Origin of the sequence: Pseudescherichia sp. (assembly GCF_031987975.1) — a bacterium.
Lineage (GTDB): Bacteria > Pseudomonadota > Gammaproteobacteria > Enterobacterales > Enterobacteriaceae > Pseudescherichia.
In genome coordinates, this window is sequence record NZ_DALZYX010000002.1 from 132845 (window position 1) to 147659 (window position 14815).

Annotated in this window: 14 protein-coding genes; 5 read left to right on the forward strand and 9 right to left on the reverse strand. The window is 61.1% G+C overall.

Annotation, left to right across the window (positions count from 1 at the left end):
- Positions 1-125 precede the first annotated feature (125 nt).
- The gene (locus RTN40_RS03985; RefSeq protein ID WP_312227320.1) at positions 126-869 is read left to right on the forward strand and encodes a 3-oxoacyl-ACP reductase family protein; all 744 of its coding nucleotides are present in this window, start codon (positions 126-128) and stop codon (positions 867-869) included.
- Here the strand turns inward: RTN40_RS03985 and RTN40_RS03990 are convergent, their stop codons facing one another.
- The 7 genes from RTN40_RS03990 to entC all read right to left on the reverse strand — a co-directional run bounded on the left by RTN40_RS03990 (position 870) and on the right by entC (position 8250).
- A complete protein-coding gene (locus tag RTN40_RS03990; protein ID WP_103819902.1) occupies positions 870-1067 on the reverse strand; it encodes a YbdD/YjiX family protein in 198 nt (65 codons plus the stop codon).
- 48 nt (positions 1068-1115) lie between these two features.
- Positions 1116-3221, reverse strand: coding sequence for a pyruvate/proton symporter CstA (gene cstA / locus RTN40_RS03995; RefSeq protein WP_312227321.1), 2106 nt, complete (start codon positions 3219-3221; stop codon positions 1116-1118).
- Positions 3222-3418: 197 nt separating this feature from the next.
- Complete coding sequence (entH, locus tag RTN40_RS04000) at positions 3419-3832, reverse strand: proofreading thioesterase EntH (RefSeq protein WP_312227322.1); 414 nt, start codon at positions 3830-3832, stop codon at positions 3419-3421.
- Between the two features lie 2 nt (positions 3833-3834).
- On the reverse strand, positions 3835-4581 hold the full coding sequence (entA, locus tag RTN40_RS04005; protein WP_312227635.1) for a 2,3-dihydro-2,3-dihydroxybenzoate dehydrogenase EntA: 747 nt from the start codon (positions 4579-4581) through the stop codon (positions 3835-3837).
- Positions 4582-4589: 8 nt separating this feature from the next.
- Complete coding sequence (locus RTN40_RS04010) at positions 4590-5441, reverse strand: isochorismatase (RefSeq protein ID WP_312227323.1); 852 nt, start codon at positions 5439-5441, stop codon at positions 4590-4592.
- 13 nt (positions 5442-5454) lie between these two features.
- Entirely contained in the window at positions 5455-7065 is a 1611-nt protein-coding gene (gene entE / locus RTN40_RS04015; RefSeq protein WP_312227324.1) for a (2,3-dihydroxybenzoyl)adenylate synthase EntE, read from the reverse strand.
- Positions 7066-7074: 9 nt separating this feature from the next.
- Entirely contained in the window at positions 7075-8250 is a 1176-nt protein-coding gene (gene entC / locus RTN40_RS04020) for an isochorismate synthase EntC (RefSeq protein ID WP_312227325.1), read from the reverse strand.
- 221 nt (positions 8251-8471) lie between these two features.
- Here entC and fepB point away from each other — a divergent pair, with 221 nt between their 5' ends.
- Positions 8472-9395 (forward strand): Fe2+-enterobactin ABC transporter substrate-binding protein, encoded by a 924-nt coding sequence (gene fepB / locus RTN40_RS04025; protein WP_312227636.1) that lies wholly within the window; start codon positions 8472-8474, stop codon positions 9393-9395.
- On the opposite strand, the gene entS is transcribed toward fepB, so the two are convergent.
- Positions 9392-10630, reverse strand: a complete 1239-nt coding sequence (gene entS / locus RTN40_RS04030; RefSeq protein WP_312227326.1) for an enterobactin transporter EntS — start codon at positions 10628-10630, stop codon at positions 9392-9394. The genes fepB and entS overlap by 4 nt on opposite strands.
- Positions 10631-10742: 112 nt before the next feature.
- Between entS and fepD the strand changes: the two genes are divergently transcribed.
- The 3 genes from fepD to fepC are packed head-to-tail and all read left to right on the forward strand — an operon-like array spanning position 10743 to position 13536.
- Positions 10743-11750 (forward strand): Fe(3+)-siderophore ABC transporter permease, encoded by a 1008-nt coding sequence (gene fepD, locus RTN40_RS04035; protein ID WP_312227327.1) that lies wholly within the window; start codon positions 10743-10745, stop codon positions 11748-11750.
- A complete protein-coding gene (fepG, locus tag RTN40_RS04040) occupies positions 11747-12739 on the forward strand; it encodes an iron-enterobactin ABC transporter permease (RefSeq protein ID WP_312227328.1) in 993 nt (330 codons plus the stop codon). The genes fepD and fepG overlap by 4 nt, the downstream gene beginning before the upstream one ends.
- Positions 12736-13536 (forward strand): iron-enterobactin ABC transporter ATP-binding protein, encoded by an 801-nt coding sequence (gene fepC / locus RTN40_RS04045; RefSeq protein WP_312227329.1) that lies wholly within the window; start codon positions 12736-12738, stop codon positions 13534-13536. The genes fepG and fepC overlap by 4 nt, the downstream gene beginning before the upstream one ends.
- Positions 13537-13575: 39 nt before the next feature.
- Here fepC and wzz(fepE) read toward each other — a convergent pair whose 3' ends face one another.
- Positions 13576-14715 (reverse strand): LPS O-antigen length regulator Wzz(fepE), encoded by a 1140-nt coding sequence (gene wzz(fepE) / locus RTN40_RS04050; RefSeq protein WP_312227330.1) that lies wholly within the window; start codon positions 14713-14715, stop codon positions 13576-13578.
- Positions 14716-14815 lie beyond the last annotated feature (100 nt).

Sequence of the window (14815 nt, forward strand, 5' to 3'; positions counted from 1 at the left end):
AATCTGGTCAACCAGCAGCTTTCGAGAAGGTAGGGGTATTTAATCAGTAAGCGTTTGGCCTTATTGGCAGGCGCTGATAAGAGCGTATAACGTGATTGTGTACCCTCCACCTATCAGGAGTCACCATGCAATACGATCTTAACGGTAAACGTGCGCTGGTTACCGGCGCGAGTCGGGGTTTAGGGAGATCCATTGCGCTGTCGCTGGCGCGAGCAGGCGCGGACGTCGCCATCACCTACGAAAAATCTGCCGATAAAGCCCAGGCGGTAGCGGACGAGATCCGCGCGCTTGGGCGTACCGGCGTGGCGATTCAGGCCGACAGTGCGGACGTTAGCGCCATCCAGACCGCGGTGGCGCAAACCGTCGCGCAGCTGGGCGGGCTGGATATTCTGGTCAATAACGCCGGAATTGCGCGCGGCGGGCCGCTGGAGGAGATGTCGATCGAAGATATTGACGCTCTGATAAACGTCAATATTCGCGGCGTAGTCATTGCCACCCAGGCGGCGATCCCCCATCTCGGCGAAGGTGGGCGGATTATTAACATCGGCAGCTGTCTGGCTAACCGCGTGGCGCTGCCAGGCATTGCGGTCTACTCGATGACCAAATCGGCGCTTAACTCGCTGACGCGCGGGCTGGCGCGCGATCTGGGGCCGCGTGGGATCACGGTGAATCTGGTGCACCCCGGGCCGACCGACAGCGATATGAACCCGGCGGACGGAGAAGGGGCTGACGTGCAGCGTCAGGGCATTGCGCTAGGGCATTACGGTGAGGCGGAAGATATTGCCGACGCGGTAACGTTTCTCGCTGGCCCGGCCGGAAAGCATATTACCGGCACGGGTATCGACGTTGATGGCGGGCTGAACGCCTGATCAGCAGCAGCGCGCCCCGCCTTTACCGCCGTAGCGCGCGTCCTGGCGATCGCGGAAAAAGTCCTCATAGCTCATCGGGGTCTGGTCCGGGTGGTTTAGCTGCATATGGGCAACGTAGTTGTCGTAATCCGGGACGCCGACCATCATTTTAGCGGCCTGGCCTAAATACTTACCGGCCTTCGCAAGGGTATCAAACATCGTATGCTCCCTGCCCCTCCCCCTACCGGGAGAGGGGCGTTATCAAACTCAGTGCGCCCGTTTCGCCTGGGCCACTACCTGCTCAGCATCGGCGGGCATCGGCTCGTAGGGGGTCTCTTTCGCCGTCGGCTGGCGCTCTTTCAACGCTGCCATTGCGGTTTTCAGCGAGTAGACCGCCAGCACCACGACCACCACCATAAAGAAGATGGTCAGCCCGGCGTCCAGACGGTTGTTGAACACCAGCTGGCGTAGCTGCGACTCGGTGTACTGGGCCGGAATGCTGCCGCTGTCGATCATCCCCTGGAAGCGGTTAGCGATCGCCAGGAAGCCGACTTTTACGTCCGGGCTAAAGGCTTTCTGCCAGCCGGCGGTCAGGGTACAGACCAGCAGCCATGCGGTAGGCACGAGAGCCACCCACGCGAAGCGCTGGCGTTTCATCTTGAACAGTACCACTGCACAAAGCATCAGCGCCATCCCTGCCAGCATCTGGTTGGCGATACCAAACAGCGGCCAGAGGGTATTGATCCCACCGAGCGGATCCACCACCCCCTGATGAAGGAAGTAGCCCCACGCCAGCACGCAGAGCGCGGTCGCCAGCAGGTTAGCGGGCAGCGAGTCGGTACGCTTCAGCCCTGGGCTGATTACCCCCAGCAGATCCTGCAGCATAAAGCGCGCCGCACGGGTGCCCGCGTCCACCGCCGTCAGGATAAACAGCGCCTCAAACAGAATGGCGAAATGGTACCAGAAGGAGACGTCCATCAGGCCGCCCAGCGCGCCGTGGAGGATATAGGCCATCCCCACCGCCAGGGTCGGTGCGCCCCCCGCGCGGGAGATAATGGTCTGCTCGCCCACCTCGTTAGCGATCTGATTAAGGGTGTCCGGGGTGATACTAAAGCCCCAGCCGCTCACCACCTGCGCCGCCGAAGCGACCACGTCAGCCGTACCGGCAGGGGCCAGCACCGCCATCGGGCTGTTCATGGCGAAGTAGACGCCCGGATCGATAATGCAGGCCGAGACCAGGGCCATGATCGCCACGAAGGACTCCATCAGCATCCCGCCGTAGCCAATCAGGCAGGCCTGGCCCTCATTCGCCAGCATCTTCGGTGTGGTACCGGAGGAGATTAGGGCATGGAAGCCCGACACCGCGCCGCAGGCGATAGTGATAAACAGGAACGGGAACAGGTTGCCGGTCCACACCGGGCCGGTGCCGTCAACAAACTTGGTCAGGGCGGGCATGGTCAGCGTCGGACGCATGATCAGGATGCCGATCGCCAGGCCAATGATGGTGCCGATTTTCAGGAAGGTAGAGAGGTAGTCGCGCGGGGCCAGCAGCAGCCAGACCGGCAGCACCGCCGCGATAAAGCCGTAGCCCACCAGCATCCAGGTCAGCTGCACGCCGGTAAAGTCGAACATCGGTGCCCAGGTCGGGCTTTCCGCCACCCAGCCGCCGGAGATGATAGCGAAAATCAGGAAGAAGAGACCGATCACCGAGACTTCACCAATGCGGCCGGGACGCAGGTAGCGAATGTAGATCCCCATAAAGATCGCCAGCGGGATGGTAAAGGCCACGGTGTAGGTTCCCCACGGGCTGTGGGTCAGGGCCTTGACCACGATCATCGCCAGCACCGCCAGGATGATTACCATGATCATAAAGCAGGCCACCAGCGCGATCACCCCCGCCGTTGGTCCCATCTCCTCTTTCACCAGCTCGCCTAGCGAGCGGCCGTCACGACGGGTAGAGACGAAGAGCACCATGAAATCCTGCACTGCGCCCGCGAGTACCACCCCGGCGAGGATCCAGATCATCCCCGGCAGGTAGCCCATCTGCGCCGCCAGCACCGGCCCTACCAGCGGCCCTGCCCCGGCGATCGCCGCGAAGTGGTGGCCGAAGAGTACCTTTTTATCCGTTGGCACGTAGTCCAGCCCGTCGTTATGGCGTACGGCAGGCGTCATGCGGGTCGGATCTACCGCCAGCACGTTGCGGGCGATGTACTGACCATAAAATCGATAGGCAATCAGGTAGATACAGACCGCCGCCACCACAATCCAGAGGGCATTAATCTGTTCACCACGGTTAAGCGCGATATAGCCGAGGGCAAAAGCTCCTGTTAACGCGAGCAATGCCCAAATAAGGTATTTCCCTGAGTTTTGCATAGTCGTTATCCGTTGGCTGAGGCAGGAAGATGTTACATTTTGTTTCTAGATCAGGCGGCGGATTTTAACAACGTTGTTACGTCAGAAAGCAGAGGGGCAACCGGTTATTTACAACACTCTGTAATGGAGATCACTTATGCGGAATGAAACGCGGGGGAAGTTCCAGGCCCGGCGAGCGCAGTGCCGCCGGGCCTGGATTAGCCTAAGACCGCGGTGCTCAGGCGGCAGGTGCAGCAGCGCCGCCCCTGCTCGTCAAAAACAACGATCTCCCAGCTCTGGCTCTGACGGCTGAGATGCAGCGGCTGGCAGACGCCGCGCACTTTTCCCTGCGACACCGGGCGGTGATGGGTGGCATTCAGCTCGGTGCCGACCACGCACTGGCCGTCACGGGTCATCATGTAGCCCGCCATCGAGCCAAGGGTCTCTGCCAGCGCCGCCGATGCCCCGCCGTGTAGCAGGCCAAACGGCTGGTGGGTACGCGCATCGACGGGCATCTCCGCCTCCAGCAGATCGTCGTCCAGCCGGGTATAGACAATCCCCAGATGGGCAACCAGCGTGTTGCTGCTGGTAGCGTTAAGCTCATCAAGGGTGAGATGACGTTTCCAGATCATATTCAGGCTCCCAGCGTCGAGCCGCCGTCCACCACGATATCCTGCAACGTGATGTGGCTGGCGAGGTCGGAGGCGAGGAACAGAATGGTATTGGCGATCTCCTGCGGGCGGGCGATCTTGCCCAGCGGAATACCCAGCTTAAACTGTTCGCCAAAGCCGCGAATGCGCTGCTGCTCGGCGTCCGCGGTGGTCCACAGCGTGCGCTGCATATCGGTGTCGGTAGAACCAGGCGAGACGATGTTGCACCGCACGCCGCTGGTAGACAGCTCCAGCCCTACCGTCAGGGCCAGGCTCTTCAGCGCCGCCTTCGAGGCCCCGTAGGCGCTCATGCCGATGCGCGGCGTATGGGCAGCGTCGGAAGCGACGGTGACAATGGCCCCGCCCCGCTGGGTACGGAACTGAGCCATGGTCTGCTGGAAGAGGTTAAACGCGCCGCCGACATTAACCGCCAGCGTCTGCTGCCAGTCGTCCCTGGAGAGCTGGTCCGTTGCTCCCATACGAAGGATCCCCGCCGCATTCACCAGCACGTCAAGACGCGGGGTGGCGGCCAGCAGGCGCTGGCATACCGCTGCGACCTGGTCGGCATTAGCGATATCCAGCTCCTCACAGGCGAAAGGATAGTCGACCTGGCTGAAGTCGCGATCGAAGCCGGTAACCTGTGCTCCCGCCTCGACAAAGGCCAGCGCCGTGGCGTAGCCAATACCCTTCCCCGCGCCGGTGATCCACACCGTTTTGCCGTTGAAATCCAGCCCGGCCACTATTTCACCTCGCGGGAGAGCAGCGCCCACCAGGCGTCGATGGTGGGATTTTTCGCCAGCATGACAAAATCGATATCGCTGTGGACCTTACGCCAGCGCGCGGCCAGGGCCATCATCCGCACCGAGTCGAGGCCATAGTCGATCAGGTTCTCGTCATCCATCGGCTCATCGGACTCGTCGAGCAGCGGCAGCACCACCGCACGCAGCGCGGCTTTGCTGACCGGCACCGGAAGCAGATCCTCAGTCATCACCACGCGTCCAGAACGTCCGGCAACATAGTTTAGCGCCATCAAATGCTCGTCACGGCTGAAGTCCGCCAATGCGTCGGCCACCATAAACGGCTTGATATCGCGCATAAAGGCGTCGGTGGCGGTGGTCATGCAGCCAATGTGGGCATAGACGCCGGTAATGAGAAGCTGGTTGCGCCCGCTCTCTTTCAGCATCTGCTCCAGCGGCGAGCGGTGGAAGGCGCTGTAGCGCCACTTCACCAGCACGGTGTCGTTCTCGTCCGGGGCCAGGGCGGCAACCACCTGCTGCTCCTCCGGTTTGCGGGTCAGGCCCGGTCCCCACATGTCATTCAGCAGGGCGCGATCTTCATCGCTCTGCTCTTTCGGCTGGGCGGTGTAGTAGACCGGGATGTTGTGCTGCTTGCAGAATTTACGCAGGGCGGCGATGTTCGCTACCACCTGGGCCATCATCGGGCAGTTTTCGCCCCAGAAGTTGATGAAATAGTCCTGCATATCATGAATTAACAGCGCGGCGCGCTCAGGCTCAAAGGCCCAGCTGACCTTGTTCTGCGGGATCTCGGTGGCCGCAGGCAGGGCGTAGCCGGTTAATTTTGGAATTGCCATACTTCTCTCCTTGTTACGCCTGTGACCGTTCGGCCAGCCGCAGGCGCAGCTCTTTCTTATCGACCTTGCCGACCGGCGTCAGCGGCAGCGCGTCCACGCACTCCACGCGATCGGGCAGTTTAAATTCTGCGACGCCCTGCTCACGCAGGAAGCGGCGGATCTCCACGGCACGCACCGGCTGGGAGACCACCAGGTACGCACAGCTCTTCTCGCCAAGCAGGCTGTCCTCCATGCTCACCAGCGCGGCATGGATAATAGACGGGTGGCGCAGAAGCAGATTCTCCACCTCTTCGGCAGCAATCTTCTCGCCCCCACGGTTGATCTGATCCTTCTCGCGCCCCTGAACGGTGATGTAACCCTGCTCGTCGATGGCGATCAGATCCCCGGAGCAGTAAAAACCGTTCTCGTCGAAGGCGCTGGCGTTGTGCTGCGGGCTATTGAAGTAGCCGCGGAAGGTATAAGGCCCGCGCGTCATCAGGCGGCCCACCTCGCCACGCGGGAGCGGATTGCCCTCGGCGTCCGCTACCCACACTTCGTCATCCGGACACATCGGGCAGCCCTGGGTGTTGTTGATGCGCTCAATACTGTCATCGAGGCGGGTGTAGTTCACCAGCCCCTCGGCCATGCCGAACACCTGCTGTAGCTGGCAGCCGATCTCTGCCGGAATGCGTGCGGCGAGAGTCGCGGAGAGCCGTGCGCCACCTACCTGCAGTAGTTTGAGGGAGGCCAGCTGGGCGTTGCTGCCCCACTCGTGGATCGCCTGGAGCCAGAGGCTAACGGCAGGCGGCACTAGCGCGGTCACGTTGATGCAGTGCTTCTCAATCAGTGGGAAGCAGAGGGTGGCGCTGGGATCGGCAGCCAACACCACGCAGCCTTCGGCCAAAAAGACACCGAGCGCACCGGGGGAGCTCATCGGATAGTTATGCGCCGCCGGTAACGCGCAGAGGTAGCGCGTCTCTCTGTCGAAATGGCAGATCTCGTTGCTGCGGCGAATGCTGTAGTAGTAGTCGTTATGCGTGCGCGGGATCAGCTTCGGCGTGCCGGTGCTGCCGCCGGAGAGCTGGAAGAAAGCCACCTCATCGGCAGGCGTCGGCGCGTTGACGGCACTCTCCGCCGGACGGGCAATCGCCGTTTCCAAAGCGTACTCGTCTGCTCCGTTACGCAGTAAAACCACCCGCAGCGAGCCATGCTCCTCTACGAAGCCATTAAGAAACTGGTCGTCATTAAACAGGGGGTGATCGCGGTCAGCCACCAGCAGCGCTGGTTTAATCTGTGCCGCATAGGCGTTCAGCTCGCTGCGCTGATGGCTGAACAGGGCGTTCACCGGCGCGACGCCGATTTTCAGCAGCGCAAAGAGGGTGATGTAGAACTCCGCCACGTTGCCAAGTTGCACCAGCGCGGTTTCGCCTGCGCGAAGGCCTTCCGCCTGCAGTGATGCGGCCAGGTTATCCGCCGCCTGATTCAGCTGGCGGTAGCTAAACTCACGCTCGCCGTCGATCACCGCCAGCGCATCGCTCTGGGCGTGGCGGGTCAGAATATCGCTCAGGGGCAGATCCTGCCAGTAGCCTTTCTCACGGTAGCGCCGGGCAAATTCATCGGGCCAGCGGGTAAAGGGAATTGTCATGATTGCTCCTTAATGCAAACCAAAAACGTTGAGCATAGTGGTGAGTTTTACCCCGGTCTCGCGCCATTCGGCCTCCGGTGAAGAGGCCGGGACGATCCCCGCCCCGGCAAACAGGCGGACCTGGTTTTCGCGCAGGCGTGCGCAGCGGATAGTGACCACCCACTCGCCGTTGCCGTCGGCGTCGCACCAGCCGACGATGCCGCCAAACAGATCGCGATTAAACGGCTCCAGCCCGGCAATCAGCTCTTTTGCCGCCTGGTGCGGGAAGCCGCTTAGCGCCGGGGTGGGATGCAGCAGACAGGCCAGCGACAGGGCATTCTCTTCTGCCTGAGCAACCCCTTCGATAGGCGTCGCCAGATGCCAGAGCGTCGGGGTATTCACCAGCTGCGGTGAGTCCGGCAGGATCAGTTCGCGGCTGCGGGAAGCGAGCACGGCTTTCATCGCCTGGGTCACCAGCTCATGCTCGTGACGATCCTTCTCCGAGGCCAGCAGCTTGTTGCCCGCCTCGCGATCCAGCATATCGTCCGGCTGGCGGCGGGCGGAGCCGGCCAGCGGCAGGGAACTAAAGTGCGATGCCTCTTTGCGCAGCAGCAGCTCCGGGCTGGCTCCCAACAGCACGCCGCCGTCCGGCAGCGGCACGTGGAAGTTAAAGCTGGCCGGGTTCTGGGCTATCAGCCGCTCCAGCAACGCTCCGCCGTCAATGCGCTTGTCGGTGGTAATATCAATCAGACGCGAGAGTACCACTTTATCCACCTGCGGGGTGGCGGTCAGCGCGGCAGCACGGGCCACCATATCGGTAAAGACCGGGTGCTCGGGAATGGCCTTACGGGTGACCACGTTGAGGGCATCCCCCCCCTGGAAGTAGCGCGCGGAGTGCTGCTTCGCCGGTCGGGAGAAGCTCTCCCAGCGGCGGGGAATAAACAGCGCGGAGGGTTGGGTAGTATCAAACGGAATGGCACCCACCACAATCGGCTTAGCGATCCCCTGTTTTTTGGCCTCGCTGAACGCCTGGGCCAGCTTCTGCTGGAATGCGCCGTTGAGATCGTCCCCGCCGTTAGCCGGCTCGCTGATGCGCATAACGCAGCCCGATGTGCTGAAGCTGCGATACGGCGACATAAAGAAAAATTGGTCTGATGCCAGCGTGTTCACGGTAAGCTGAGTCTCCTCCGCTAGTGACGAATCCATATCCTTCTCCGAAAACGATAAAAGTAGTAAGAATTATTATCATTTATATTTTGGTCGGTAAGCTAAGAGTTATCCTTAGCGATGTCAACCTCAGAGGGCGCAGTTTTGTGCTGCTAAAAACTTGCATCCGGCGGCACAATGATGAAAATGAGAAGCATTAGCCGCACAATAACAGGATGCACGCCGTGAGATTCTCCCCATTTTCGCTTAGGTCCCTGCTGATGCTGGGCCTTTTTGTTTTAGGACTTTCTGTAGCCCAGGCCGCCGACTGGCCCCGCCAGATCACCGACAGCCGTGGCGTTCATACGCTCGATCATAAACCTCTGCGCATTGTCTCGACCAGCGTCACGCTCACCGGCTCGCTGCTGGCCATCGACGCCCCGGTGGTCGCCAGCGGTGCAACCGCGCCAAACAACCGCGTTGCCGATGAGAACGGCTTTTTGCGTCAGTGGGGCGAGATAGCCAAAGCGCGCAAGCTGACCCGACTCTATATTGGCGAGCCGAACGCCGAGGCGGTTGCCGCCCAGATGCCGGATCTGATCCTGATCAGCGCCACTGGGGGCGACTCCGCGCTGGCACTTTACGATCAGCTCTCTGCTATCGCCCCGACCCTGATCATCAACTATGACGATAAGAGCTGGCAGACGCTGCTCACCCAGCTCGGAGAGATCACCGGGCAGGAGCAGCAGGCCAAAGCCCGGATTAGCGATTTCAATCAGCAGCTGGCGAAGGTGAAACAGCAGATGACCCTGACCCCGCAGCCGGTCAGCGCCCTGGTCTATAACCCGGCGGCGCACAGCGCCAACCTGTGGACCACGGACTCGGCCCAGGGTCAGCTGCTCTCCCAGCTGGGCTTTACCCTCGCCACCCTGCCCGACGGGCTGCACGCCAGCCAGAGCCAGGGCAAGCGCCACGATATTGTCCAGCTGGGGGGCGAAAACCTCGCTGCCGGGCTGAACGGCGAGGCACTGTTCCTCTTTGCTGGCAATGAAAAAGACGCTGAGGCCATTTATGCCAACCCGCTGCTGAGCCATCTGAGCGCGGTGCAGAACAAACGTGTCTACGCCCTTGGCACCGAGACCTTCCGCCTCGACTACTACAGCGCCACGCTGCTACTCAAGCGCTTCGCTACTCTATTCAGTTAAGCGTCAACGGGTGGGCTGTGGTGAAAACGCCGCAGCTCACCCAGCACCAGAATCAGTACCGCCCCCGTCACCGCCAGCACCGCTCCGCCGACGCTGGCCGAAGCCGCAGGCGTCATTGCCACGCTCATCCCGCCCAGCAGCGCCGCACCAATTGCATCCCCGGTGACGTTCTGTGCCGTCCACAGGCCGTTGATCCTGCCCAGCATCGCCTCTGGCGTCTGGGTTTGCAGCAGGGTGTACTGTAATAGCGAGCTGATGGCGCCCAGCCAGCCCGCCAGAGCGAGGAACAGCACCCCCAGCGGCCAGATCGGCATCAGGCTAAACAGGGCGATGGCGACAAAGGCCCCAAGGGTGGAGAAGAGGATAATCGCGCCGGGGCGCGGGCGCTGGACCAGGTTGCCGCTGGTGAGCGCTCCCAGCGCCGCTCCGAGCGGCAGGGCCGCGTAGAGGATACCAATCTCGGCGGCTGACATCTGCCAGTGGATTGCCAGTGCCGGATAGAGCACGCGCACGGCGCTGGCCATCGTCAGCAGACCGCCCAACAGAGCGATGCCGCCGATCAGCGGGCTACGCAGCAGGAAGCGAAACGCCGCCAGCAGCGATTTTAACGGGTGCTCCCGGGGCTGGGGCGGCGGCGGCAGCTGGGGCAGACGCAGCAGGGTCAGGGTGGTGATAAAGGTTCCTGCTGCCGCCAGGGCATAGTTCCACACCACGCCGCCGGAGGCGAGGAGCAGGCCGCCAAGCATCGGTGAGATAACCGATCCGAGGCGCACGGTGAGCATGGTGATGGCTCCGGCCTGCATCAGGTTCTTCCTTCCAACCAGCGCCGGGGTCGCCGCCAGCAGCGCCGTCACCCCCAGCGCGCCGAAAAAGCCGTCCCACAGGCCAAGCAGATAGATCGCCAGCAGCGACGGTTCAGGCAGGGCAGCGTTGAGGCAGAGACCAATAAAGCCGATACCGCAGGTGCCGCGCGCCAGCAGGATCAGCCGCTTACGCTCGTAGCGGTCCGCCAGCACGCCGCCGACCATCAGGCCGACAAACATTGCCCCGCCGGTCAGGGTCACCGCCAGCCCCACCAGCCAGCTAGAGTGGGTCATCGTCTGGATCTGCACCGGCACGGCAACGCCGAGCAGTCCCAACGACACGATCGAGATAAAACGAGCAATAAAAACAGCGCGAAACGCGGGATGGGTTCTCAGCAGGCTGACGTTAATCAGCCAGGATTGTCGGTTCATTACAAAGCCTTAATACGAACTTTTGATACCAGTTTTCAGGCCGCACATGCTAACATATCGCCATAAGATCGATAACGATAATTAATATCATTATCAAGTCAGGGACGTTGTTATGTCGCTTTCCGTTAATCCGGCGCGCCCGTGGGTCGTGGGCGGATTATTGCTACTGCTGCTGATTGCAGGCGTGCTCAGCTTGCTGATCGGGGCCAAACCGCTGCCCCTCTCCGTTGTAATGGATGCCTTCTCTGGCACCTGCCAAAGCGCTGACTGCACGATTGTGCTTGATGCCCGTCTGCCGCGGACGCTGGCCGGACTGCTGGTGGGCGGCGCGCTGGGCCTCGCGGGCGCGCTGATGCAGACCCTAACCCGTAACCCCCTCGCCGATCCTGGCCTGCTCGGCGTTAACGCCGGGGCAAGCTTTGCTATCGTGATCGGCGCGGCGCTGCTGGGCATATCCTCTCCCACCGAGCAGCTGGCGCTGGCCTTCTGCGGCGCGCTGGCGGCCTCGCTGGTGGTGGCCTTTACCGGCAGCGCGGGCGGCGGGCAGCTGAGTCCGGTGCGCCTCACCCTGGCAGGCGTTGCGCTGGCGGCGGTGCTGGAGGGTCTCTCCAGCGGCATCTCCCTGCTTAACCCAGACGTCTACGACCAGCTGCGTTTCTGGCAGGCTGGCTCCCTCGACGTGCGTACCCTGCAAACGCTGCGTATCGTACTGGGTCCGGTGCTGGTCGCCGGGGCAATTGCCCTGCTGCTTAGCCGGGCGCTTAACAGCCTGAGTCTCGGCAGCGATACCGCCACCGCCCTCGGCAGCAGGGTAGCCCGCACTCAACTGCTGGGCCTGCTGGCCATCACCGTGCTGTGCGCCAGCGCCACCGCCGTCTCGGGTCCCATCGCCTTTATTGGCCTGATGATGCCGCATATGGCGCGCTGGCTGGTGGGAGCCGATCACCGCTGGTCTCTGCCGGTGACCCTTCTCGCCACCCCTGCCCTGCTGCTGTTTGCCGATATCATTGGCAGGCTGATCGTGCCGGGCGAGCTGCGGGTGTCGGTGGTGAGCGCCTTTATCGGCGCGCCGGTATTGATCTTTCTGGTGCGTCGCCACCGTCGGGGAGGTGCAATGTGATCGCCCCCTCCCGTCGTTTACTCTTTAGCCTCCTCCTGCTGACCTGTGCCAGCGTGATGGTGGCCCTGTGGAGCCTGTGCAGCGGCACGGTGCCGCTCTCTCCCGGTCAGGTGCTGGCCGCCTTTACCGGCGATGCGCCGCGGGGCGTTACCCTGGTGGTCAACGAGTGGCGTCTGCCCCGGGTGCTGATGGCGATGCTTGTCGGCGGTGCGCTGGGGGTCAGCGGGGCCATATTTCAGTCGCTGATGCGTAACCCGCTGGGCAGCCCGGATGTGATGGGCTTCAATACCGGAGCCTGGAGCGGCGTGCTGGTGGCGATGGTGCTGTACGGTCAGGATCTGACCGCTATCGCCTTTGCGGCGATGGCCGGTGGGATCCTCACCTCGTTGATCGTGTGGGCGCTGGCCTGGCGCAACGGCATTGAGACCTTTCGCCTGATCATTATCGGCATTGGCGTGCGGGCGATGCTGATCGCCTTCAATACCTGGCTGTTGATAAAAGCCTCGCTGGAGACCGCCCTGACCGCCGGGCTGTGGAACGCCGGTTCGCTCAACGGCCTGACCTGGGCAAAAACCTGGCCCTCCGCGCCGATCCTGCTGCTGATGTTTGTCTGCGCTGCGCTGCTGGTGCGGCGGATGCGGCTGCTGGAGATGGGCGATGACAGCGCCTGTGCGCTGGGGGTAAGCGTGGAGCGCTCGCGGCTAATGCTGATGCTGGTGGCCGTAGTGCTGACGGCGGCGGCGACCGCCCTGGCTGGACCGATCTCCTTTGTGGCGCTGGTTGCACCGCACATCGCTCGACGCATTAGCGGCACGGCGCGCTGGGGCCTGACCCAGGCGGCGCTCTGCGGCACGCTGCTGCTGCTGGCCGCCGATCTCTGCGCCCAGCAGCTGTTTATTCCCTATCAGCTTCCGGTCGGCGTGGTTACCGTAAGCCTGGGCGGTATCTACCTTATCGTCCTGTTAATCAAGGAGTCCCGCAAAAGATGACCGATTTAACAGCCCGTCTGCGCGGGGACCGGTTAACGCTCGGCTACGGTAAAAAGGTGGTGGCGAACGATCTCTCCGTTGCCATTCCCGACGGCCACTTTACCGCCATCATCGGCCCTAACGGCTGCGGCAAATCAACCCTGCTGCGCACTCTGAGCCGTCTGATGACGCCCACGCAGGGGCACGTCTACCTGGACGGCGAGCAAATCCAGCGTTTCAACAGCAAAGAGGTGGCGCGCCGCATCGGCCTGCTGGCGCAGAACGCCACCACGCCGGGGGATATTACGGTGCAGGAGCTGGTCTCCCGCGGCCGCTATCCCCACCAGCCGCTCTTTACCCGCTGGCGGCAGGAGGACGATCGCGCCGTGCAGCGGGCCATGGAAGCCACTGGCGTGGCGGATCTCGCCTTGCAGAGCGTGGATACCCTCTCCGGCGGCCAGCGTCAACGGGCGTGGATAGCGATGGTGCTGGCCCAGGAGACGGCGATTATGCTGCTGGATGAGCCGACCACCTGGCTGGATATCAGTTATCAGATTGATGTCCTGGAGCTGCTTAGCGAGCTGAACCGCGAACGGGGTTACACCCTGGCGGCAGTGCTGCACGACCTGAACCAGGCCTGCCGCTATGCCACCCATCTGATTGCCCTGCGGGACGGGAAAATTGTCGCCCAGGGTGCGCCGAAGGAGATTGTGACGGCAGAGCTGATTGAGGCCGTCTACGGGTTGCGCTGCATGATTATTGACGATCCGGTGGCGCATACGCCGCTGGTGGTGCCGCTGGGGCGCACGGGGGGATAAAAAAGGCGGCTTATAGCCGCCTTTTTTAACGCCGGGCCTTTATGCTGACTCTAATACCATTTCAGCAGGTACCGGCGGCAGATTACGCGCCAGCATCGCATTGCGCAGCAGAACAATGCCACAGGCAATAATGCCACCGACTAATCCCATCAGAACGGTGATGATCCCTTTACCCTGGCCATCTTTTTTCATCGGCAGCGACGGGGAGAGCTGATATTTGAACGGTGAGAAGGCAATATCTTTCACGTTCAGCTTCTGCAGCTGCTCAACGTGATATTCACGGTTGCGCAGGTCGGCGTTGAGATCGGCAATATCCTTCAGCGATTTTTCAATGCGCAGCTTTTCCTGGATACCGTCCGCGCCCAGCGTAATAGAGAAGTCCGGATCGTCATTAACGACCTGACCATTGCTGTAAACCGGTTTTTTAATTCCTGCAGCGTTGGCGACTTCAAGCGAGTAATTAAGGCGTTGGATCTTAATATCGCGCTGGTTAGTCAGGCGAACGCGGTCGAGATTCAGCTTCTCCTGCTCAAAGCGAGTTTTTAACGCCAGGGTGCTTCGGATATTATCGGTAGTTTCGTTTACCACTTTCGCCGCAACATAATCGATATAGCCCTCAAGCACCTCTCTGGCATCGTCAGGCGTTGATGCAGAGAAGCCAAGCGTCCATGACGTAAAGGGCGCTTCAATGGGACTCTTTGGCGAAGCGTTATCAATAATATTTACTTTTTCCGCCAGACGGACGACCGCCCGCTGAAACTCCAGCGAATCTGCGTCAAGATCGGGATATTGCGATTTAAGATAAGGTGAGCTGCGGAAGTACTCTTCCTGCAATGACCGAGAGCTAAACTCTTTAATAAATTGACCAAACACGTCCGTTGGCGTTACCGGCACCTCAATATCCAGTACCTGCAGCTCCATTAACGTTTGCTGTAGCGAGCGCCACTGCGTCTGCTCGGCGGGAGTGATAATTGCTTCGCTGGTCCACTTCTGCGGCAAAACAAATGAGATAAGCAAGCCTATCAGGGCAAATACCGCTGCTATGGCAACAATGTGTTTTTTTGCTGTCCACAAAACATTAAGAAGCGTGATGAGATCGATTTCGTTATTGTGATGGTGACCGACAGGATAGTGGCGTAGCTGCACCTCGTTATCCTGCTTAATATCTAACGTTGACATAGGTAAACTCTATCCTGATTTGCTACAAAAGCATTATTTACAACGGCCCCCCTATAGTAATACTTAATGAGATTAATCTGAATGAACATTTAATTTTGTT

Bases quoted from the DNA above. Each gene is read 5' to 3' on its own strand.
- RTN40_RS03985 (WP_312227320.1), top strand. From the start codon at position 126: ATGCAATACGATCTTAACGGTAAACGTGCGCTGGTTACCGGCGCGAGT.
- RTN40_RS03990 (WP_103819902.1), bottom strand. From the start codon at position 1,067: ATGTTTGATACCCTTGCGAAGGCCGGTAAGTATTTAGGCCAGGCCGCT.
- cstA (WP_312227321.1), bottom strand. From the start codon at position 3,221: ATGCAAAACTCAGGGAAATACCTTATTTGGGCATTGCTCGCGTTAACA.
- entH (WP_312227322.1), bottom strand. From the start codon at position 3,832: ATGATCTGGAAACGTCATCTCACCCTTGATGAGCTTAACGCTACCAGC.
- RTN40_RS04010 (WP_312227323.1), bottom strand. From the start codon at position 5,441: ATGGCAATTCCAAAATTAACCGGCTACGCCCTGCCTGCGGCCACCGAG.
- entE (WP_312227324.1), bottom strand. From the start codon at position 7,065: ATGACAATTCCCTTTACCCGCTGGCCCGATGAATTTGCCCGGCGCTAC.
- entC (WP_312227325.1), bottom strand. From the start codon at position 8,250: ATGGATTCGTCACTAGCGGAGGAGACTCAGCTTACCGTGAACACGCTG.
- fepB (WP_312227636.1), top strand. From the start codon at position 8,472: ATGCTGGGCCTTTTTGTTTTAGGACTTTCTGTAGCCCAGGCCGCCGAC.
- entS (WP_312227326.1), bottom strand. From the start codon at position 10,630: ATGAACCGACAATCCTGGCTGATTAACGTCAGCCTGCTGAGAACCCAT.
- fepD (WP_312227327.1), top strand. From the start codon at position 10,743: ATGTCGCTTTCCGTTAATCCGGCGCGCCCGTGGGTCGTGGGCGGATTA.
- fepC (WP_312227329.1), top strand. From the start codon at position 12,736: ATGACCGATTTAACAGCCCGTCTGCGCGGGGACCGGTTAACGCTCGGC.